This is a genomic window from Methylobacterium sp. (genome assembly GCF_019750675.1).
Lineage (GTDB): Bacteria > Pseudomonadota > Alphaproteobacteria > Rhizobiales > Beijerinckiaceae > Methylobacterium.
The window spans coordinates 1-19,983 of sequence record NZ_JAIEOF010000440.1 but is presented as its reverse complement, the minus strand read 5'-3'; the positions used below and the strand labels follow the sequence as shown (position 1 = coordinate 19,983).

Genomic DNA, 19,983 nt, shown 5'->3' with positions numbered 1-19,983 from the left:
TGGGCGCTGTCTCGCTGTCACCCGCCCTCACACGCTCCGCGCAGGCCCAGACCCTGCGCTTCGGCCTGATGGAAGACCCGGACGCCCTCGACCCGACGCTGGCGCGCACCTTCACCAGCCGCATGGTCTTCGCGGCGATGTGCGACAAGCTCGTGGATATCGGCCCCGACCTGAAGCCGGTGCCCCAGCTCGCCACCAGCTGGAACCTGTCGGAGGACCAGAAGACGCTCACCATGACCCTGCGGCCGGGCGTGCTGTTCCATGACGGCGAGAAGCTCGACGCGGCGGCGGCCAAGTACAGCATCGAGCGCCACCTGAAGCTCCCCGGCTCGCAGCGGCGCGGCGAGATCGCGCCGATCGACCGGGTCGAGGTCGTCGACGACCTGACCTTCAAGATTATCCTCAAGACGCCGTTCGCGCCCCTCATGGCGCAGTTCACCGACCGGGCCGGCATGATGGTCTCGCCCAAGGCCGCCGAGCGGCTGGGCGACAAGTTCTCCACCGCGCCCGTCTGCGCCGGGCCGTTCCGGTTCGTCGAGCGGGTGCCGCAGGACCGGATCGTGGTCGAGCGCTTCGACGATTACTGGAACAAGGACCAGATCCACCTCAAGCGCATCGAGTTCCGGCCGATCCCCGACGGCACCGTGCGTTTGACCAACCTGCGCGCCGGCCAGCTCGAACTCCTGGAGCGCCTCACCCCCACCGACCTGCCGCAGGTGACGCGCGACCCGAAGCTCAAGGTCGGTTCGACCATCGAGCTCGGCTTCCAGTCCATCGTCTTCAACCCGAACCGGGCCGGCTCGGCCGTGGCCGACCCGCGCGTGCGCGCCGCCTTCGATCTGGCCATCGACCGCAACGCCCTGAACCAGGTGGTGTTCAGCGGCGAGTTCCTGCCCGGCAACCAGTGGGTCTCCCCGAAGCACCCGGCCTATGTGAAGGACTATCCCCTCCCGAAGCGGGATGTGGCCAAGGCCAAGGCCCTGCTGGCCGAGGCCGGCGTGCCGAAACCGTCCGTCACCCTCACGGTCTACGCCAACAACGAGGCGCCCCAGGTGGGCCAGGTCATCCAGGCGATGACCCGCGAGGCCGGCTTCGACGTGAAGCTCCAGGCCACCGACTTCACCACCGCGCTCGATGCCGCCGACAAGGGCAATTTCGACGCCTACCTCTACTCCTGGAGCGGCCGGCCCGATCCGGACGGCAACACCTTCAGCTTCCTGGCCTGCAAGACGCCCCTGAACTACGCCCGCTACTGCAACCCGGAGGCGGACGCGGCGCTCGGCGCCGAGCGCGCCACGGTCGACCCGGCCCAGCGGGCGCAAGCCTGGAAGCAACTGGCCGACCGGGTGATGGCCGACCGGCCGCTGATCTACCTGTTCCACCGCAAGCTGTTCTGGGCCTACAGCACCAAGCTTTCGGGCTTCACGCCCTACCCCGACGGCCTCGTGCGCTTCACCGGCCTCACGCTGAACTGAGGCGGGAGCCCGGCCGATGCTGCGCTTCCTCGTCCAGCGCCTGGCGCTCGCGATCCCCACCCTGGTGATCGCCTCGATGATCATCTTCACCCTGCAGCAATTGCTGCCGGGCGACACCGCGACCGCACTCTCGGGCGAGGAGCGCGACCCCGAGGTCATCGCCTTCATCCGGCAGAAGTACCACCTCGATCAGCCCCTGCCGGTGCGCTACGCCCTCTGGGCCGGCGGCGTCCTCCAGGGCGATCTCGGCGAGTCGATCCGTCTCCAGAAGCCCGTCATCGACCTCGTGATCGAGAAGCTGCCCGTCACCCTGGAGCTCGCCTGTCTGGCCATGCTGGTGGCCCTCGTCATCGGCGTGCCGATGGGCATCCTCTCGGCGGTCAAGCGCGGCACGGCGGCCGACACCCTGGCCAACGGCATCGCCCTCTGGGGCCTGTCGGTGCCGAACTTCTGGCTCGGCATCCTGATGATCCTGCTGTTCTCGGTCCAGCTCGGCTGGCTCCCGGCCTCGGGCTACGTCTCGCCGTTCGAAAGCCTGTCCGAGAACCTGCGCTCCATGGCGATGCCGGCCTTCGTGCTCGGCAACGCCATCGCGGCGGTGATGATGCGCCACACCCGCGCGGCGATGCTCGGCGTGCTCGGCTCGGACTACGTCCGCACCGCCCGGGCCAAGGGCGTCTCGCCCCTGCGCCTGATCCTGCGCCACGCGCTCCCCAACGCCGCGATTCCCATCATCACCCTGGGCGCCCTCGAATTCGGGCAGCTCCTGTCGGGCGCGGTGCTGACCGAGCAGGTCTTCTCGGTGCCGGGCTTCGGCAAGCTGATGGTCGATGCCGTGTTCAACCGCGACTACGCCACCGTGCAGGGCGTCGTGATCTGCACCGCCACCACCTACGTCCTCCTCAATCTCGCGGCCGACCTCCTCGCGGCCTTCGTCAACCCGAAGCTGAGGCGCGCGTGAGGATGACCGAGGCCCGGCTGACACAGACCCTCTTCAAGAATGATGCGCCTCTCCTCCCCAGCGGATCTCGGGCCTGCCCGAGATCCGTCAAGCTTGCGGGGAGGAAAGGGAGGTGGGGGTGGCTCGGCCAGACTCCGCAGATCGAGGGTCACCCGACCAAACCCACCCTCGATCCCTCCCCACAAGGAGGAGGGAGGCACGTCATTTCCTGGCAGGATCCGATCGACGGGAGCGGCGCCCGATGACCAAGGCCGCCATCGCCCCGACCGGCGTCGCCCTGCCGGCCGCCGAGCCCGTCCCCCGCGCCGAGCCCGGCCCGATCCGCGAATTCTGGACACGCCTGAAACAGCGGCGCAGCGCCATGCTCGGCCTCGTCATCGTGGTGGCGCTGATCCTGATGGCGGTCTTCGCCGACTGGATCGCGCCCTACGATCCCATCGCCACCGACTGGGGCGCGATCCGGACCGCACCGAGCTGGGCGCACCCGTTCGGCACCGACGAGGTCGGGCACGACGTGCTCTCGCGCATCGTCTTCGGCGCGCGCGCCTCGCTTGGGGCGGGCCTGACCTCGGTCGCCCTCGCGGTGGCGCTGGGCCTGCCGTTCGGGCTGCTGGCGGGCTACGCGGGCGGCGTGGTCGACCTTCTGATCATGCGCCTGACCGACGCGCTCCTGGCGATCCCGTTCCTGATCCTGGCCATCGCGCTCGCGGCCTTCCTCGGGCCGAGTCTCACCAACGCCATGGTGGCGATCGGCCTCTCGGCGACCTCGACCTTCGTGCGCCTGACCCGCGCCCAGGTGCAGGCCGTCGCGGCGGAGGAGTTCGTGGAGGCGGCGCGTGCCGTCGGCAATCCGCCCTGGCGCATCGCGATCCACCACATCGTGCCCAACATCGTGCCGGCGATCCTGGTCCAGGCGACGCTGACCATCGCGGCCGCGATCATCGCCGAGGCCAGCCTGTCCTTCCTCGGTCTCGGGCAGCAGCCGCCCGAGCCGTCCTGGGGCTCGATGCTGAACGTCGCCAAGAACTTCCTCGAGCAGGCGCCCTGGATGGCGATCTGGCCCGGGGCCTCGATCTTCCTCGCGGTGCTGGCCTTCAACCTCCTGGGCGACGGCCTGCGCGACGCCCTCGACCCCCGGCAGAGGACCTGACGATGGCGCAGGCGAGACAGACCCTGCTCGACGTCCGCGACCTCGCCGTCGCCTTCGACAGCGAGGGCGGCGCGGTCCACGCGGTCAACGGCGTGTCCTACACGCTCGCCGAAGGCGAGACCCTCGGCATCGTGGGCGAATCCGGGTCGGGCAAGAGCGTGCACGTGCTGGCGATGCTGGGGCTGATCCCGCGCCCACCCGGCCGCATCACCGGCGGTCAGGTCCTGTTCGAGGGCCGCGACCTCCTGGCCCTGCCGGAGCGCGACTTGCGAAAGATCCGCGGAGGCCAGATTGGCTTCGTGTTCCAGGACCCGATGAGCTCGCTCAACCCCGGCATGACGGTGGCCGCGCAGATCATCGAGCCCCTGCGCATCCATCTCGGCCTCGACGGACGCGCGGCCCGCGCCCGCGCCAAGGACCTCCTCGACCTCGTGCGCATCCCGAACGCGGGTGCCCGCCTCGACCAGTATCCGCACGAGTTCTCCGGCGGACAGCGCCAGCGCGTGATGATCGCCATCGGCCTGTCCTGCCGCCCGAAGCTCCTCATCGCGGACGAGGCGACGACGGCCCTCGACGTCACCGTGCAGGCCGAGATCATCGCGCTGGTGCAGGAGTTGAAGCGCGAGATCGGCATGGCGATCGTCTGGATCACCCACGATCTCGGGGTGGTGGCGGGCATCGCCGACACCGTGCAGGTCATGTATGCCGGCCGCATCCTCGAGCGCGGCCCCGTGGACGACATCTTTCGCGATCCGCGCAGTGCCTACACGCTCGGTCTGCTGCGCTCGCTGCCCGACCTCAGCCGGGGCCGGGCCGGCCGCCGGCGCCTGCACCAGATCGAGGGCGCGCCCCCCGACATGCGCCATCCGCCGGCGGGCGACCCCTTCGCGGCGCGCAACATCTACGCGACCCCGCGCTGCCTGACCGAGGCGCCGCCCCTGACGCAGGCCCCCGGGGCCGCGCCGGGCCATCTCGTGGCCGCCTGGTACGACCTGCCGGCGCGGCTCGCCGCCGAGGAGGCCGCGCGATGAGGCCAGAGCCCGCCGACCGCTATCCGCTGCTCTCGGTGCGGAATCTCAGCAAGCACTATCCCCTGCGCAGCTGGTGGGGCGGCAAGGGCTCGGTGTTTCGGGCGGTGCAGGATGTCAGCTTCGACATCAAGCCGGGCGAGACCCTGGGGCTGGTCGGCGAATCCGGGTCCGGCAAGTCCACCATCGGCCGCGCCGTCACCATGCTGAACCCGCCGAGCGCCGGCACCGTCGCCTTCGAGGGCACGGATCTGGCCAAGCTCTCCGCCGGGGAGATGCGCCGGATGCGCGCCCGCATCCAGATGGTGTTCCAGGACCCCTACGCCGCCCTCAACCCGCGCATGAGCATCGGCGACTACGTGGCCGAGCCGTTCCGGCTGCACCGTCCGGGCATGGCGCGGGCGGAGCGGCGCGACGAGGTCGAGGGCCTGCTGGCCCGAGTCGGGCTCGATCCGCGCTTCGCCCGGCGCTATCCGCACCAGTTCTCCGGCGGACAGCGCCAGCGCATCTGCATCGCCCGCGCCATCGCGCTCAAACCCAGCTTCATCGTCGCCGACGAGCCCATCGCGGCGCTGGACGTCTCGATCCAGGCCCAGGTCGTGAACCTGCTGCAAGACCTACAGGACGAGCTCGGCATCTCGTACCTGTTCATCTCCCACGACCTGCGCATGGTGCGCTACCTCTGCCAGCGCGTCGCCGTGCTCTGGCACGGCCGCGTGGTCGAGCTCGCCGAGGCGGACGCCCTCTACGAGGACCCGCGCCACCCCTATACCCGGCGCCTCCTCGGCGCGGTGCCGGTGCCGAACCCGGTGGAGGAGCGCGCCCGCCTGCAGGCCGCCTCCCTCCTGCCCCCCGCCGACCCGGATGCCATCGGCGGTCTGGTCGAGGTCGCCCCCGGCCATTGGGTCGCCGACACCCGCTATTCCTGACCCTTCGAGGACCCGACGCCGTGAGAGATTTCTCGAAACCGGGCCGCTCGCCCGTCTATGCCGCGAACGCCGCGGTCGCGACCTCGCATCCCCTCGCCTCGCTGGCGGCCATCGAAATCCTGAAGGCGGGCGGCAACGCCGTCGACGCGGCCATCGCGGCGGTGGCGGTGCAGGGCGTGGTCGAGCCGGCCATGACCGGCATCGGCGGCGACTGCTTCGCCCTCTACGCGCCGAAGGGCGCCTCCGTCCCGATCACGATGAACGGCTCCGGCCGCAGCCCGGCGGCCGCGCACGATTCCTGGTACGTCGCGAACAACGTGGCCATCGGGCCGACCTCGCCGCACGCCGTCACCGTGCCGGGCGCCGTCGCGGCCTGGGCGCGGCTGCTGGCCGACCACGGCACCCGCAGTCTCGGTGAGCTTCTCCAGCCCGCGATCCGCTATGCGGAGGAGGGCTACGCGGTGCAGCCGCGCGTCGCCTACGACTGGGCGCGCAACCGCGACAAGCTGCGGGCCGATCCGGGCTCGGCCGCCGCCTACCTCGTCGACGGCGAGGCGCCGAAGGTCGGGACCACGATGCGCCACCCGAAGCTCGCCGCCACCCTGCGGCGCATCGCCGAGCACGGCGCCCCCGGCTTCTACGAAGGCCCGGTGGCCGAGGACATGGTGCGCACCTTGCGCGAACGCGGCGGCCTGCACACGCTGGAGGATTTCGCGGCGGCCGCGCCCGAATACGTCGCGCCGATCTCGACCCGCTATCGCGGCTACGACGTCTACGAGTGCCCCCCGAGCGGCCAGGGCCTCGCCGCCCTGATGATGCTCAACGTGCTCTCGCAATACGATGTCGGCGCGCTCTCCGAGCTCGACCGGGTCCACCTCTTCGCCGAGGCCTGCAAGCAGGCCTACCACCACCGCGACGCGCTCTTCGCCGATCCGGTGGTGAACGCCGTGCCGGTCGAGCACCTCCTGTCCCAGGCCTGGCAGGCGCGGGCGCACGGGGCCATCGACATGGCCCGCGCCAAGGCGCCGGTGCTGTGGCCGGAGATCCGCCACACCGACACGGTCTATCTCTGCGTGGTCGACCGCGACGGCAACGCGATCTCGCTGATCAACTCGATCTTCCAGGGCTTCGGCAGCGGCATCACCGCGCCGGAGAGCGGCGTGCTGCTACACAATCGCGGTTTCTCGTTCCGGGTCGAGCCCGGCCACCCCAACACCATCGCGCCATCGAAGCGCCCGATGCACACCATCATCCCCGGCATGCTGATGCGCGACGGCGCGGTGGTGGCGCCCTTCGGCGTGATGGGCGGGCACTATCAGGCCATGGGCCACGTCGAGCTCCTCACCGGCATCATCGACCGGGGCCTCGACGTGCAGGAAGCCCTCGATGCCCCGCGCAGCTTCGCCTATGGCGGCGGCATCGAGCTGGAAGGCGGCTTCGAGCCCGGCCTCGCCGAGGGGCTGGCCGCGCGCGGCCACCTCACGGTGCCGGCACCGGTCCCGATCGGCGGCGGCCAGATCATCTGGATCGACCCGGCCACCGGCATGCGCGCCGCCGGCTCCGATCCGCGCAAGGACGGCTGCGCCCTCGGCTACTGAGCGGGGACGCGGCGCGACTCACGGAAGATTCAGTCCTTCGCCGCATGGTCCGGGCGACCGGCCGACAGCGCGATCCGCGCGGGCCGGAAACGAGGGACGATCGACGTCACGTGACGAACCCGCGGGAAGCCTCTCCGGTGACGACGGCGCCGAACGCGGACGGCTCGGTCTATGGACCGGCCGCCCACGGCGTCGCGGACTGGCCCTTCGGCACGCCCGCACCCGCGACGCCCTGGCCCACCCTGCCCGGGGGTGCCCCCTGGCCGCGCGTGCGCATCCTCACCCCCGCCTGCCCGGACGCGCCGGGCCTCGCTGCGACCCGCGCCTCCATCCACGGACAGGCCTATCCGAACCTGCGGCACGCGGTGGTGCCCCCCGGTGATCCGGAACCGGCGACGTGGGGCGCCGACGCGGATTTCGACGCCCTGATGGTCCTGCGGCCCGGCGACCTGCTGGCGCCGGGCGCCCTGGCGGCCCTCTGCCTGGAGATGGGCCTGAGCGGGGCCGACCTCGTGGCGGGCCTGCGCCTGGTCTTCGCCTCGAAGCCCCTCGGCCTCGACGCCTGCGCGGCCCCCGCCGGTCCCCTGCGCGACCCCGCGCCGCCCGAGGGCGACCTCGCCCCCTTCACCGGGGGCGAGATTCTTCTGTCCCGCGCCTGCGTGGCGCGCGCCGGAGGGCTCGATCCGCGCGCGGCCCGTCCGGTCGCCGCGCTCTGGCCGCGCCTCGCCGAACAGGGCGCGCGGTTCGCCCGGGTCGGGCGTCCGGTGCTGCTGCAGCACGCGCCCGGGGACGCGGTCGCGCCGATGCCGGCGGGCCTGCGCATCGCCAGCCTGACCGACCGGGGCTATGCCGGCGGTGCCGGCATCGGGCACCGCCGCCTCACCGATGCTCTGGCGCTGGCGGGCCACGCCGTCGCCCACCTCACCCTGGCGGCGGAATCGCCCCCCGCCGCCGCGGAATGGACCTCGGCGTTTCCCCGCACGGTGTCGGCAATCGAAGGGGGCGGGTTCGACCTGGTGCTGGCCGGAAACCTCCACGGTGCGACCCGCAGCCCCGCGATCCTGGAGGACCTCGGGCGGCGCGTGCCGGTGGCCGCCGTGCTCCACGACCTCTTTCCGCTGACCGGGCGCTGCGCCTTTCCGGGCGCCTGCCCGCTGATCGATGCGGGATGCGACGCGCGCTGCCCCACGCCGGACGCCTATCCGCAACTCGCGCCGAACCGGATCGCGCGCGCCTACGCGGACAAGCGCGCGGTCCTGGCCGGCCCCCACGCGCCGGTGCTCCTGGCCAATTCCCACTGGACCGAGACGGTCGCGCGCCGCCTCGCGCCGGCCGGCACCCGCGTCGGGCGCATCGGCCTCGCTTTCCCGGCGGGCGTGTTCCGGCCCGGCGACCGGGCGGCCCTGCGGCGCGACCTCGGCCTGCCGGCGGACGACATCCTGGTGATGTTCGCCGCCGTGATCGCCGACGCCCCCGGCAAGGGTGCGGCCGAACTCGCCGCCATCCTGCGGCGGATCGCCGAGCCCGGGATCGGGTTCGTCGCCGTGGGCCGCCTCGACGATCCGGGCGCGTTCGGCCTGCCCGGGCTCATCGCGGCGGGGCCGATCGGCGACGAGGATACGCTGGCGCGCTGGTACGGCGCCTGCGACCTCTACGTGACGGCGAGCCGCGACGAGACCCTCGGCCAGACCCCCGTGGAGGCCGCACTCTGCGGCACCCCCACCCTGGCCTATCGCTCGACGGGCCTGACCACGGCGGTGATCGACGGCATTTCCGGCCACCTGGTCGAGCCGGTGTCGGGCGCCCTCGAGGCCGCCCTGCGGGCCCTGATCGCCGACGCGCCGGCGCGGCACCGCCTCGGCGCCCTCGGGCGGATCGCCGTCGAGGGCCGCCATTCCCACGCGGCGGCGGTCATGCAGATCAACGACGTCCTGGTGGCGCACGGCCTGCGGCCGGCGAGCGCCGGGACCGGGCGCATCCGCTTTTGCCCCGAGATGCTCGCGCAGTTCGCCATGGCGCGGGAGCGCGCATCCGGGCGTAGCGGCACGGTCCCGGGGCCCTCCGGGCCGGCGATCCGCGCCGCGCGCCGGCTCAAGCAGGCGCTCCTCGGGCGCGGCATGCCACTCTGGTTGCGCCGGGGGCTCTACCGCGCGGCCCGCCTGCGCGCTGGTTTACGCGGCAGCGCGCCATGACAGCAGCCAGCCCCCCGGGCCTACGCCGGATCTACGTCGACCACACCCATCTGCACGGCCCCGTCACCGGCATCGAGCGGGTGGCGATCGACCTGTTCGGGCCGGAACGCCTGAGCCCCCACGCCGTCGTGCCCGTCCGTTCGTCCAGCGTGGCGCGCATGATCCTGGCCCAGCAGATCGGCCTGCCCCTGCGCCTGCTCGGCGACCGCCGGGCGCTGGCGATCTTCCCCGGCTTTCCGCCCGGGCCGATCGCGACGCTGCTGGGGACACGCTGCATCGCCTACATCCACGACACCTTCCTCCTCGACCGCCCGCAGGACCTGAATTGGAAGAGCCGGCTCTACATGGTGCCGAGCTTCGCCTTCGCGATGCGGTTCGGCCGCTGCTTCCTCGTCAATTCCCGCACCACCGGCACCGCCCTGCGCGCACTCTGCGCGCCCGACGCCCTGGTGGCCCTGCTCCGGCCGGGGGTGCGCGACGTCTTCGGCCTCGGCGACCTGACCCCGCCGACGCCCCGCCCGGGCGAACCGCTCCGGCTCCTGGCCATCGGCACGATCGAGCCGCGCAAGGACTATCCGGCCGCCATCGCCATCGTGGCCGCCCTCAACGCGACGGGCGTGCCCGCGGAGCTGCACGTGGTCGGGCGGGTCGGATGGGGACGCCACGCCTTCCTGTCGGCGCCGCCGCCCTTCCTCACCCTGCACGGCTACCTCGCGGACGCGGCACTGCGCCGGCTCGTCGAGCGCTGCCACCTCCTCATCTCGACCTCGAAGGCGGAAGGCCTCGGCCTGCCCCTGCTGGAGGTCCAGCACGGCGGCCTGCCCGTCGCCGCACCGCACGGACCCGTCTTCGCCGAGGTGCTCGGCGCATCCGGCCTGTCCATCGATCCGGCGGAGCCTGCGCGCGCCGCCGCGGCGATCCGGGACTGGGTCGCGCGCAGCGCCTTCGCGGCGGCCCCGGCCGCCGCGCGGGCGAACGTCGAACGCTGGAACGCCCTGGCCGACGCCGATGCGGAGCGCTTCGCCCGATTCCTGGCGATCGGCCGGGCGGCCTATGCGGAGACCGACGCGACCGTGGGCGAGGCCGGGCCGGCATGAGGGCGCAGAACATCGAACACGGGGGTCGGGCCGCGATCGCCCCGGCGGGACGCGCCAATCCGCCGACTTGGCATGCCAGGTGCGACCCTTAACACATCGGTAACGATCCCTGCCGTTCCGGTCCCGGTTTGATACGGATGGCGCTGCGGAACGGGACAGGTGCATTCAGGGTGGGACTCGGTCCGCGCCGGTGGCGGGTGGTCGAGGCAGGAGACGACACAGATGTTCGACTTCGGAAGCCCCGTCGGCGGCGAACCGATCCTGATGGGGAAACGCGAGGCCCCCCTCGACGGCGGGGCGATCCTGCGGCGCCTGTGGCGCGGCAGCGCGTACATCCTGCTCGGCGGCCTCGTCACGGTGGCCCTGGCGGTGGTGCTGCTGAACCTCGCGCGCCCGAACTACACCGCGAACACGCAGATCCTGGTCGACCCGGCCGACCTGCCGGTGATCGCCAACGACCTCAGCAACCGGCAGCCGCAGGCCGATAGCGGCGTCTCCATCGCGGAGAGCCAGGCGCGCGTCGTCCAGTCCGACAACGTCCTGCGCCGGGTCGTGGAACGGCTCGACCTCGCCGACGACGAGGAGTTCGTCGTCCCTCCCTCGACCAATCCGCTGATCGTCCGGCTCAAGGCCCTCCTCGGCATGGAGCCCCCGGCCGCGAGCCGCGATCCCGTCAACCTCGCCCTCGACACCCTGCGGCTGAAGCTCGGCGTGCGCCGGGCCGAGCGCACCTTCGTCATCGACATCTTCGTCCAGACCTGGGATCCGGAGAAATCGGCCCGGATCGCGAACGCCATCGCGGAGGCCTACCTCGCCGAGGAAGCGGGCGCACGGGCCGAGACGGCGCGGCGCGCCTCGGAGGCCCTCTCCGGCCGCCTCGCCGGCCTGCGCCAGGCGGTGGAGCAGGCGGAGCGCAAGGTGCAGCAGTACCGGGAGACGAACAAGCTGGTGACCACGAGCGGGCGCCTCCTCAGCGACCAGCAGCTCAGCGACCTCAACCAGCAGCTCGTCACCGCCAACCTGCGCACCGCCGATGCAAGGTCCCGCCTCGACCAGGCCCGGCGCATGCGGACCGGCGAGGCCGGCACGGCCCTGCCCGAGATGCTGCAATCCCTGGAGATGCAGAACCTGCGGCAGCAATACGCCGCGCTCTCCCGCAACACCGCCGAACTCGCCACCCGCCTCGGCGAGCGCCATCCCGCCATGGCCGAGCAGTACGCCCAGCAGCGCGACCTCCAGCGCCTGATCCAGCGCGAGAAGGAGCGGATCATCGACACCTCGCAGAAGGATTACGACCGCGCGGTGGCGAGCGAGGCCGCCGTCAGCAAGAGCCTGGAGCGGGCCAAGACCGAGACCGCCGGCAACGACCGCGCCAATGTCGGCCTGCGCGAACTGGAGCGCGAGGTGGAGTCCCGCCGCTCCGTCTACGAGACCTTTCTGCGCCGCTCGCGCGAGACCAACGAGCAGGAGCGCCTGAACAGCTCGAACGTGCGCATCATTTCCTCGGCGACGCCGCCGCGGCTGCGCACCTGGCCGCCCTCGCCGAAGGTGGTCCTGCCGGTCGCGCTGCTGCTGGGGCTCGGCCTCGGGGCCGCCATCGCCCTGGCGCGCGGCGCCCGGCGCGACCGCCGCCGCGCCGTCCCCCCGGGCGCCACGCCCATGGCGGGCGCGCGCAGCTTCCGTGCCGTCGATGCCTGAGGTAGGGACCGCCCTCTTGGACGTATCGACGCCGCCCCCGGAACCGCGCCCGCGCGAGTCGAGTCGTTCCCGAAGCGAGACCCGCACCGGGATCGGATCCGCATCCGGCCCCCACGGCGACACGGCCCACCCGGCAGGCGAGACCCGCATGAACGTTCGCTTGTTCGATATCGCCTTCACGCCGGGGAGCGCCGCCGACATCCTGCGCTTCGCCGCCGCCCAGCCGGCGACCCGGCCCAGGCTCATCGTCACGGCGAACCTCGACCACGTCGTCACGCTCACGGAGAACGCGGCCTTCCGGGCGGCCTATGACGGCGCCGTCGCCCGTACCCTCGACGGCATGCCCCTGGTCTGGCTCGCCCGCCTGCGGGGCGCGCGCTCGGCCAGGCGCGTCACGGGGCACGATCTCATCGCGGCGGCCCTCGCGCCGCCCTGGCCCGCCGGGCAGCGGCTCTACCTCGTCTGCGCCACCGAAGCCGTGGGCCGCCACCTGACCGAGCGCCTCGTCGCGGCGGGCATCGGCCGCGAGGCCATCGCCACGACGGTGCCGCCCTACGGTTTCGAGACCGACGAGGCCTACAGCCACACCCTGTCCGAGGCCGTGCGGACGCACGGCACCACGCTCCTCGTCCTGGGCGTCGGTGCGCCGCGCTCGGAGATCTGGGTCGACCGCCAGGGGGCGGCGCTCGGCGCGCCCGTGGTGCTCGCCGTGGGCGAGGCCATGAACGTGGCCGCCGGCCTCGTGCCGCGCGCGCCGGTCTTTCTGCAGCGGGCGGGGCTGGAATGGTTCTTCCGCTTCCTGCACGCCCCGCGGCGCCTGTTCCGGCGCTACTTCGTGCGATCCTGGCGGCTGGTGGGGATCGGCATCCGGGCATTCCGGAAGGGCGCGAGCAAACCCGCGGACGCCGCCCCCCTCAGCCCGGTCGGAGCCAGGGCCCGGCGCAATCCGGATTCCTGCTGAACCGCCCGGGGCCTCACGCTCCGGAGAACAACTCCGGCCGGCGCAGCCGGAGGGTGAGGAGGAGCACCAGGGTTTTCAGATCGGTGATCTCGCCCCGATCGCTCATGGCGGCGAGATCCGCCAGCGGCATCTCGTGCACGGTGATGTCCTCGCTCTCGCTCGCGAGGCCGCCGCCGGTGCCGATCCGATCGGCCGCCGCGTAGGCGCCGAGGAACAGGTCCATCTGCTCCGTCGAGATCCCGGGCATGCTCCAGCCGCAGGTGACGGGCTCCAGGACGCCGAGGCGCAGGCCGGTTTCCTCGAAGGCCTCGCGGCGGGCGCCCTCCTCCGGCTCGGATTCGTCGAGGAGACCCGCCGGCACTTCGAGGACGCTGGCGACGCCCGCCGCGTAGAGGGCCGGAGCCCGGAACTGCTCGACGAGGAGCGCGACCCGGCGGTCCGGGTCGTAGGGCAGGACCGCCACGGCGCGTCCGTGATCCTCGATCTCGCGCGCGAGCCGGGTGCCGTCCGCCATCGTCACTTCCGCGACGAGGAACCGGCTCCAGCCGTCATGCACGATCCGGGTGCCCCGGATGATGGGCGCCATGCTGTTCTCCCCTCGGCGAGCCGCTCGCGAGGAGCGGCCAGATCGAGGGCGATCTAGCAGCGGCTTGTCGCATCAATGAGGCGGCACCTGCGGGATTTCGGCCACGCCCTTACGGATTGTGCCCTTGCGGATTGTGAAGGACAGGCCGTGCGATCCACGCTCCTGGCAAACAAGCGCGTCACCCGCCTCGCGCACGAGGTTGGGGATATCGATGGCGGCCATCGGATCGGTGCAGATCACGGTGAGGAGGCTGCCCGGAGCCAGCCCGCGCAGCGCCTTGGCGGTGCGCAGGACGGGCAGCGGACACTTCAGGCCGCTGAGATCGAGCCGGGTGATCGCGCCTTCATCCTGCACCGGGCAACTCCGTCTGCGTGTCGCAGCCGAAGGGTCTACAGGGCCCGACCAAAAAAATCCCGCTCCCGGACGAGGCCGGAAGCGGGATTCGAACGAGGCCCACGGGTGTCGGGGGACACCCGTCGTCACCCGTCGTCGGGTTTTCAGTAGCCGTAGCCGTAGGCGGGGTAGCCGTACCCGTAGGCCGGGGCGCTGTAATAGCCGTAGGCGGGAGCGCCGTAGCCGTAGCCGCCGCCGTACCCGACGCCGGCATAGCCACCGTCGTAGTAGCCGTAGCGGGGCGCCTGGCTGGCCGCAATGGCGCCGCCGATGATGCCGAGGGCCGCGCCGGCCGCGAGGGCGCCGCCGATGCCGGGGCCACGGCGGTAACCGCCGTAATAGCCACGGCCGTAACCGCGGCCATAGCCGTACCCGTATCCGCGGTAGCGGACGTTCTCGACGCTGGCGTTACCGCCGGCGACCTGGGCCGCGGTCAGGGCGGGCATCGGCGCGGCCTGGGCAGCGGTGAAGGACCCGGCCGACAGACCGACAGCGGTGGTTCCGGCGAGAGCGAGGGACAAGATGCGCGACATGCGAGCGTTCTCCGTCACAGGATTGAATCACCCTGGAAACGGCAAAGGTGGCGATCCGTTCCAGGAATGCCACCAGCGAGCCATTCGCCCCCGTGTGGCCGGACACACGCGAGGGTGCCGGCCCGGCGGGACGCCAAGCGGCCGGTCAGAACACGCACTGGGTGAAGGCCGGCTCCACCGAGCGCTGCCAGGGGCCCTCGTAATCCGCGAGGCGCTCCTCCGCGAGGGAGCGGCCGGCGGCCACGATGGCTTCGAGGGGCTGAAGGTACTGCGTCTCGTCGCGCCCCTGCGCGTCCCGGCGGCCGCGGGCGGCGAGCCCGGTGCGGGCGATGGCCAGGGCCTCGGCCGCCACCGCACCGAGGGGGCGCCCGGCGATGCGGGCGGCGAGGCCGAGGCGCGGGACCGTGGCGCGCAGGTTCTCCCGGTCGCAGGCGTTCCAGCCCTTGGCGATGTCCCAGGCGGCCGCGAGGGCCGAGGGCTCGTAGAGCAGGCCGACCCAGAACGCGGCCTGCGCGGCGATCATCGCGGGACCGCCCACATCGGCGCCGCGCATCTCGAGGAAGCGCTTGAGGCGCACCTCCGGAAACGCGGTGGAGGCGTGGTTGGCCCAGTCCGACACCGTGGCGCGCTCGCCCGGCAGGGCGGCGAGGCGCCCGTCCATCAGGTCGCGGAAGGAGGCGCCGGACACGTCGTGATAGGTCTCGCCGCGCTTGACGAAGTACATCGGCATGTCGAGCAGCCAGTCGGCGTAGGCCTCGTAGCCGAAGCCCGGCTCGAAGGCGCGCGGCAACATGCCGGTGCGGTCCGGATCGGTGTCGCGCCAGATCTCGGAGCGGCGCGAGAGGAAACCGTTGGGGCGACCGTCGGTGAAGGGCGAGTTGGCGAAGAGCGCCGTGGCCACGGGCTGGAGCGCCAGGGCGACGCGCATCTTGGCGACCATGTCGGCTTCCGAGGCGAAGTCGAGGTTCACCTGCACGGTGGCGGTGCGCAGCATCATGTCGAGGCCGAGGGTCCCGACCTTCGGCATGTAGCCCGCCATGATCTTGTAGCGGCTCTTCGGCATCACCGGCGTTTCTTCCCGGGTCCATTTCGGGCTCATGCCGAGGTCGAGGAAGCCGATGCCGAGGGGATCGGCGACGCGGGCGGTGGCGTCGAGATGCGTGCGCAACTCGGCCGCCGTCGCGTGGATGTCGGGCAGGGGCGCGCCCGAGAGCTCGAACTGTCCGCCGGGCTCCAGGGAGATCGCGCCCCCCTCGGCACCGGCGAGGCCGATCAGGTGCCCCGCATCCTCGATAGCCTCCCAGCCGGTGTCGCGGGCCAGCCCTTCGAGGAGGGCGCGGATGCCGTTCGGACCCGCATACGGCACCGGACGGTGGCCGTCGCGGTAGAACGGCACCTTCTCGTGCTCGGTACCGATGGCGAAGCGCGCGCGCGGCTTCTCGCCCTCGGCGAACCACGCGATGAGCTCGTCCCGGGTGGTCAGGGGCGTCGTGTCGGACGTATCGCGCGCCATGCGCTGCCTCGTGCAGAAGGTCGTACGGAGGAGAGGCGCACCGGACCGCAGCGGCGTGGCCCCTGTCGGGATATCGTGCCTCATAGGCCAGGGAACCGGCGCGAACAACGCGCCACACCGCCTCTCAGCGGGCGTCCCCGAGCACGGCCTGCACCAAAGCGAGCACCGCCACCGCCGCCGTGTCGGCCCGCAGGATGCGCGGCCCGAGGGACAGCGCCACGGTGTTCGGCCGGGCGAGGATCAGCGCCCGCTCCTCCGGGGCAAAGCCCCCTTCGGGCCCCACGAGCACCGCCAGCGGCGGCGGGACGGCGGGGTCTGCCACCCCGCGCCGCAGGGCCTCGACGGGATCGGAGACGGCCGCGTCCTCGTCGCAGAACACAAGCAAGCACAAAGGGTTGAGGTCGGCGAGCGCGGCCGGGAGCTTGGCCGGCTCGGGCACGTCCGGCAGGCTGAGGATGCCGCATTGCTCGGCCGCCTCCACGGCGTTCGCCCGCAGACGGTCGAGGTTCAGGCGCTCGCCCTGCGTGTAACGCGTGATCACCGGCCGCAGGGTGCCGGCCCCCATCTCCACCGCCTTCTGGGCCATGTAGTCGAGCCGGGCGGTCTTCAAGGGCGCGAACAGGTATTGCAGGCCGGCGCGCGGCGGCTGCTCGCGTGTGCGCTCGCGCACGACGAGGTCGGCGCTCTTGCGGCCGGTCGGCGCGACCTCCGCCCGCCACTCGCCGTCCCGGCCGTTGAACAGCAGCACCGGGTCGGAAGGCCCGCGCCGGAGCACGTTCAGGAGGTAGTTCGCCTGCGCCCGGTCGAGGGGCAGCACGGCGCCGGGACCGAGATCGGCCGCGACGTGGAGGCGAGGGGCGGTGAAGTCGTAGGCAGCCATGGCCGGGGTGGTCGCGCGCCGCCCGCGCCCTGTCAACGCGTGCCCGGCCCGGGGTGATGCAGGTCGGCAACACGCGCGCAGATTACGCCGCCGATCCCCGCCCAATAGCGGCCCGGCGTTTGCGGCTCGAAAGACGCCACATTCCTATGCCGAAACGAGACCAAGGACGGGCGGCACGGAACCATCGCGTGCGGCCCGACACGAATCAGCAAGTCCGCCATGGATCACGGGCCCGGGCCCACCGAGCGTGCGGATTGGGGGAGAAAGGATCTCAACGCATGTCTTTCAAGACCATCGCGGCCCTCGCCGTGCTCGGCACGGCCCTCGCCAGCGGCCAGGCCTTCGCGCAAGGGGCCGCCGCCGAATGCGGCGCGATCCAGCAGACGCTCCAGGCCCGCAAGGACCTCGTGGCGAAGGCGAATTCCGCCTCCAACTCGAAGAAGAAGATGACGCCGGCCGAGGCCTGCGCCCTGTTCGGCAAGCTCCAGGCGAACGGCACCGCCGGCATCAAGTGGATCACCGCCAACAAGGAATGGTGCTCGATCCCGGATTCCTTCGCGGAAGGCTTCAAGGCCGACCACAACAAGGTCTCGGGCATCAAGACGAAGATCTGCGGCATCGCCGCCCAGGCCTCCAAGATGGAAGCCCAGGCCAAGGCCCAGGCCCAGAACGGCGGCGGACAGGGCGGCCTGCTCGGCGGCCCCGGCCTCACCGGCAGCCTGAAGATGCCCCAGGGTGCGCTCTGACCCGTCGTCCGTGGAAGGCGTGAGCGCCCCGCCGGCCGACCGGCGCGTCGCCGATGCGGTGGCGGGCCACTGGGTCGACCGGCTCGCGCCGCGGCGGGCGCGCCCCTACCTGCGCCTCGCCCGCATCGACCGGCCCATCGGCTGGTGGCTCCTGCTCCTGCCCTGCTGGTGGTCCTCGGCGCTGGCCGCCATCGCGTCCGGCGCGGCCTATCCCGATCCGGTCCATCTCGGGCTGTTCTTCGTGGGCGCCGTGGCCATGCGCGGCGCGGGCTCGACCTACAACGACATCGCCGACCGGGACCTCGACGCCCAGGTCGAGCGCACGCGCTCGCGCCCCCTGCCCTCGGGCCAGGTCGGCACGCGCCAGGCCGCCGTGTTCCTGGTGGCGCAGGCGCTGGTCGGCCTCGCGGTGCTGCTGCAGTTCAACGCCACCGCCATCCTGGTCGGCATCGCCTCCCTGGTGCCGGTGGCGATCTACCCGTTCATGAAGCGCGTGATGCCGGTGCCGCAGGCGGTGCTGGGCCTCGCCTTCGCGTGGGGCGCGCTGATGGGCTGGGTGGCGGTGTTCGGGCGCCTCGATGCGCCGGCCCTGCTGCTCTACGCGGGCACGATCGCGTGGGTGATCGGCTACGACACGATCTACGCCGTGCAGGACATCGAGGACGACGAGATCGCCGGCATCCGCTCTTCGGCCCGCTTCTTCGGGCGCCGGATGCGGGGGGCGATCGGCCTCTGCTACGGAGTCAGCGTGGCCTGCATCGCGGCGGCGGCGTGGCGGGCGGGAGCCGGCTGGCCGGGCCTCCTCGGCGTGGCGCTGTTCGCCGGCCATCTCGGCGGCCAGGTCTTGCGGCTCGACACGCGGAACGGGCGCGGGGCGCTCCGACTGTTCCGCTCGAACCGGGATGCGGGCCTGATCCTGTTCCTGGGCCTCGCGGCGGACGCCGTCCTGCGGCACCTCACCGGCCCCTGAGGGACGGCCTTCAGCAGCGCGCGCCGGAGATGATCTCGCTCTCGCCCCGGTGGATCAGGGGACGCACCGGCAGGGTGCCGGTCTTGCGGCGCACCAGGAAGCGCGGGCGCCGGCCGTTGAGCAGCCCGACGCGGCGGCGCATCCGGGTGCGGCCCAGGGCCACGGGACCGAGCTGAGCGGACACGATCGAGAGCGCGCCGTCCTCCTTGACGATCATGCGGGGCAGGCCGGACTTCGCGGCGCAATCCCGCCAGATCGCGACGACCTCCTCCTCGCAGAACGGGCCGAGGCGGGTGATCACGGTCTCATTCGCATCGACGAGGAGCAGGTCGAAGCGGTCCTCGCCGCAGGCATCCGAATCGTCCTCGGCGAAGGCCAGGGCGATGCCGGCGGGGCGGCGCGGAGCGCCGCGGCCGAACACCGGCAGGGGCGAGGCGACGGGCAAGGGCGCGGGCGTCACGGTGAAGGCGACATCTCCGGAGGGGCCGTTCGTGTTCGCGAAAGTGCTCATGGCTCGTACACCTTGTTGGCGCCGGCAACCTCTGTGGGCCACCCGTCTATGGCAAGCAGATTTGCGTCTAACCTCCTCAGACCACCTTAAGAGTGAGCGTTAAGCGAGTGTGGACGAGGCTCAAGTGCGTGGAATGCTCAACGCTTCCTTGCCGAGATCAGGCACATTCGCACGTATCGACATCTGCGCAGGTTCGGCGCGTTCCCGCTACGCGACGGGTCGTCGGCTTGTGACAAGTCCGTGCGCCGCCTACAACGGTGGCGCCGCGTCTCGCCCCGAAGGTGTGGAACGAGCGGCGTCTCACGCGACAAGACCGACCTCCAGCGCCGTACGGAGACGCATGTCCGACTCGATGTCCCCGGAGGCCGCGCAGGCCCTCGTTCCGGCCCTGCGCGCCACGATCCGCGAAGCGGCCACCCTCGCCCTGCCCTTCTATCAGGCAGGCCGGCAGACCGGCGCGCGGGTCTGGTCCAAGTCGGGGGGCTCCCCCGTCACCGAGGCCGACGTCGCGGTGGACACCTTCCTGAAGGTGCGCTTGAGCGCGTTGCTGCCCCGCGCCGCCTGGCTCTCGGAGGAGACCAGCGACGATGCGCTACGCCTTAAGGCCGATCTCGTCTGGATCGTCGATCCCATCGACGGCACCCGCGCCTTCATGTCCGGGCATCCGGACTGGTCGATCGCCGTGGCGCTGCTGGCGGCGGGCCAGCCCGTGCTCGGCTTCGTCCACGCGCCCGTGACGGACACGTTCTACGAGGCCGCCGC

General features: G+C 72.2%; 19 protein-coding genes. 13 read left to right on the top strand and 6 right to left on the bottom strand.

The window, feature by feature from the left end; genetic code table 11:
• Window positions 1-68 precede the first annotated feature (68 nt).
• From K2X24_RS23300 to K2X24_RS23255, 10 genes are all read left to right on the top strand, one after another.
• Window positions 69-1,475, top strand: coding sequence for an ABC transporter substrate-binding protein (locus K2X24_RS23300; protein ID WP_292501591.1), 1,407 nt, complete (start codon window positions 69-71; stop codon window positions 1,473-1,475).
• 16 nt (window positions 1,476-1,491) lie between these two features.
• On the top strand, window positions 1,492-2,436 hold the full coding sequence (locus K2X24_RS23295; RefSeq protein ID WP_055957014.1) for an ABC transporter permease: 945 nt from the start codon (window positions 1,492-1,494) through the stop codon (window positions 2,434-2,436).
• A gap of 241 nt (window positions 2,437-2,677) precedes the next feature.
• Complete coding sequence (locus K2X24_RS23290; protein ID WP_292501589.1) at window positions 2,678-3,586, top strand: ABC transporter permease; 909 nt, start codon at window positions 2,678-2,680, stop codon at window positions 3,584-3,586.
• 2 nt (window positions 3,587-3,588) lie between these two features.
• Window positions 3,589-4,617: an ABC transporter ATP-binding protein gene (locus K2X24_RS23285; RefSeq protein WP_292501587.1), complete on the top strand. Its 1,029-nt coding sequence runs from the start codon at window positions 3,589-3,591 to the stop codon at window positions 4,615-4,617.
• Complete coding sequence (locus tag K2X24_RS23280) at window positions 4,614-5,543, top strand: ATP-binding cassette domain-containing protein (RefSeq protein WP_292501585.1); 930 nt, start codon at window positions 4,614-4,616, stop codon at window positions 5,541-5,543. Before K2X24_RS23285 ends, K2X24_RS23280 begins: the two co-directional genes overlap by 4 nt.
• Window positions 5,544-5,563: 20 nt before the next feature.
• Window positions 5,564-7,141 carry a gamma-glutamyltransferase gene (gene ggt, locus K2X24_RS23275; protein ID WP_292501582.1) on the top strand — a complete coding sequence of 526 codons (1,578 nt, stop codon included), beginning with the start codon at window positions 5,564-5,566 and terminating at the stop codon, window positions 7,139-7,141.
• Between the two features lie 110 nt (window positions 7,142-7,251).
• On the top strand, window positions 7,252-9,333 hold the full coding sequence (locus tag K2X24_RS23270) for a glycosyltransferase (RefSeq protein ID WP_292501580.1): 2,082 nt from the start codon (window positions 7,252-7,254) through the stop codon (window positions 9,331-9,333).
• Window positions 9,330-10,430 carry a glycosyltransferase gene (locus K2X24_RS23265; protein ID WP_292501579.1) on the top strand — a complete coding sequence of 367 codons (1,101 nt, stop codon included), beginning with the start codon at window positions 9,330-9,332 and terminating at the stop codon, window positions 10,428-10,430. Before K2X24_RS23270 ends, K2X24_RS23265 begins: the two co-directional genes overlap by 4 nt.
• A gap of 222 nt (window positions 10,431-10,652) precedes the next feature.
• On the top strand, window positions 10,653-12,128 hold the full coding sequence (locus K2X24_RS23260; protein ID WP_292501577.1) for a GumC family protein: 1,476 nt from the start codon (window positions 10,653-10,655) through the stop codon (window positions 12,126-12,128).
• A 148-nt stretch (window positions 12,129-12,276) separates the two neighbouring features.
• Window positions 12,277-13,089, top strand: a complete 813-nt coding sequence (locus K2X24_RS23255; RefSeq protein WP_292501574.1) for a WecB/TagA/CpsF family glycosyltransferase — start codon at window positions 12,277-12,279, stop codon at window positions 13,087-13,089.
• Between the two features lie 13 nt (window positions 13,090-13,102).
• Here K2X24_RS23255 and K2X24_RS23250 read toward each other — a convergent pair whose 3' ends face one another.
• From K2X24_RS23250 to K2X24_RS23230, 5 genes are all read right to left on the bottom strand, one after another.
• Complete coding sequence (locus K2X24_RS23250) at window positions 13,103-13,675, bottom strand: NUDIX hydrolase (protein ID WP_292501572.1); 573 nt, start codon at window positions 13,673-13,675, stop codon at window positions 13,103-13,105.
• A 72-nt stretch (window positions 13,676-13,747) separates the two neighbouring features.
• Window positions 13,748-14,029, bottom strand: coding sequence for a sulfurtransferase TusA family protein (locus K2X24_RS23245; protein ID WP_292501569.1), 282 nt, complete (start codon window positions 14,027-14,029; stop codon window positions 13,748-13,750).
• A 143-nt stretch (window positions 14,030-14,172) separates the two neighbouring features.
• Window positions 14,173-14,601 (bottom strand): hypothetical protein, encoded by a 429-nt coding sequence (locus K2X24_RS23240; RefSeq protein ID WP_292501566.1) that lies wholly within the window; start codon window positions 14,599-14,601, stop codon window positions 14,173-14,175.
• Window positions 14,602-14,746: 145 nt separating this feature from the next.
• Entirely contained in the window at window positions 14,747-16,114 is a 1,368-nt protein-coding gene (locus K2X24_RS23235; protein WP_292501564.1) for a glutamate--cysteine ligase, read from the bottom strand.
• Window positions 16,115-16,238: 124 nt separating this feature from the next.
• Complete coding sequence (locus tag K2X24_RS23230) at window positions 16,239-16,994, bottom strand: 16S rRNA (uracil(1498)-N(3))-methyltransferase (RefSeq protein ID WP_292501562.1); 756 nt, start codon at window positions 16,992-16,994, stop codon at window positions 16,239-16,241.
• A gap of 278 nt (window positions 16,995-17,272) precedes the next feature.
• Here K2X24_RS23230 and K2X24_RS23225 point away from each other — a divergent pair, with 278 nt between their 5' ends.
• Window positions 17,273-17,740: a hypothetical protein gene (locus K2X24_RS23225; RefSeq protein ID WP_292501559.1), complete on the top strand. Its 468-nt coding sequence runs from the start codon at window positions 17,273-17,275 to the stop codon at window positions 17,738-17,740.
• 10 nt (window positions 17,741-17,750) lie between these two features.
• Entirely contained in the window at window positions 17,751-18,710 is a 960-nt protein-coding gene (gene ubiA, locus K2X24_RS23220; protein ID WP_292501556.1) for a 4-hydroxybenzoate octaprenyltransferase, read from the top strand.
• A 10-nt stretch (window positions 18,711-18,720) separates the two neighbouring features.
• Here ubiA and K2X24_RS23215 read toward each other — a convergent pair whose 3' ends face one another.
• Window positions 18,721-19,221 carry a DUF6101 family protein gene (locus K2X24_RS23215; RefSeq protein ID WP_292501553.1) on the bottom strand — a complete coding sequence of 167 codons (501 nt, stop codon included), beginning with the start codon at window positions 19,219-19,221 and terminating at the stop codon, window positions 18,721-18,723.
• A gap of 340 nt (window positions 19,222-19,561) precedes the next feature.
• On the opposite strand from K2X24_RS23215, the gene K2X24_RS23210 reads away from it, so the two are divergent.
• A partial coding sequence (locus K2X24_RS23210) for an inositol monophosphatase family protein (RefSeq protein ID WP_292501550.1) occupies window positions 19,562-19,983 on the top strand: 422 nt, incomplete at its 3' end.

Excerpts from the sequence above, each read along its gene's own strand:
- K2X24_RS23300 (WP_292501591.1), top strand. The coding sequence starts at position 69 with ATGGAAGACCCGGACGCCCTCGACCCGACGCTGGCGCGCACCTTCACC.
- K2X24_RS23295 (WP_055957014.1), top strand. The coding sequence starts at position 1,492 with ATGCTGCGCTTCCTCGTCCAGCGCCTGGCGCTCGCGATCCCCACCCTG.
- K2X24_RS23290 (WP_292501589.1), top strand. The coding sequence starts at position 2,678 with ATGACCAAGGCCGCCATCGCCCCGACCGGCGTCGCCCTGCCGGCCGCC.
- K2X24_RS23285 (WP_292501587.1), top strand. The coding sequence starts at position 3,589 with ATGGCGCAGGCGAGACAGACCCTGCTCGACGTCCGCGACCTCGCCGTC.
- K2X24_RS23280 (WP_292501585.1), top strand. The coding sequence starts at position 4,614 with ATGAGGCCAGAGCCCGCCGACCGCTATCCGCTGCTCTCGGTGCGGAAT.
- K2X24_RS23265 (WP_292501579.1), top strand. The coding sequence starts at position 9,330 with ATGACAGCAGCCAGCCCCCCGGGCCTACGCCGGATCTACGTCGACCAC.
- K2X24_RS23260 (WP_292501577.1), top strand. The coding sequence starts at position 10,653 with ATGTTCGACTTCGGAAGCCCCGTCGGCGGCGAACCGATCCTGATGGGG.
- K2X24_RS23255 (WP_292501574.1), top strand. The coding sequence starts at position 12,277 with ATGAACGTTCGCTTGTTCGATATCGCCTTCACGCCGGGGAGCGCCGCC.
- K2X24_RS23250 (WP_292501572.1), bottom strand. The coding sequence starts at position 13,675 with ATGGCGCCCATCATCCGGGGCACCCGGATCGTGCATGACGGCTGGAGC.
- K2X24_RS23240 (WP_292501566.1), bottom strand. The coding sequence starts at position 14,601 with ATGTCGCGCATCTTGTCCCTCGCTCTCGCCGGAACCACCGCTGTCGGT.
- K2X24_RS23235 (WP_292501564.1), bottom strand. The coding sequence starts at position 16,114 with ATGGCGCGCGATACGTCCGACACGACGCCCCTGACCACCCGGGACGAG.
- K2X24_RS23230 (WP_292501562.1), bottom strand. The coding sequence starts at position 16,994 with ATGGCTGCCTACGACTTCACCGCCCCTCGCCTCCACGTCGCGGCCGAT.
- K2X24_RS23225 (WP_292501559.1), top strand. The coding sequence starts at position 17,273 with ATGTCTTTCAAGACCATCGCGGCCCTCGCCGTGCTCGGCACGGCCCTC.
- K2X24_RS23215 (WP_292501553.1), bottom strand. The coding sequence starts at position 19,221 with ATGAGCACTTTCGCGAACACGAACGGCCCCTCCGGAGATGTCGCCTTC.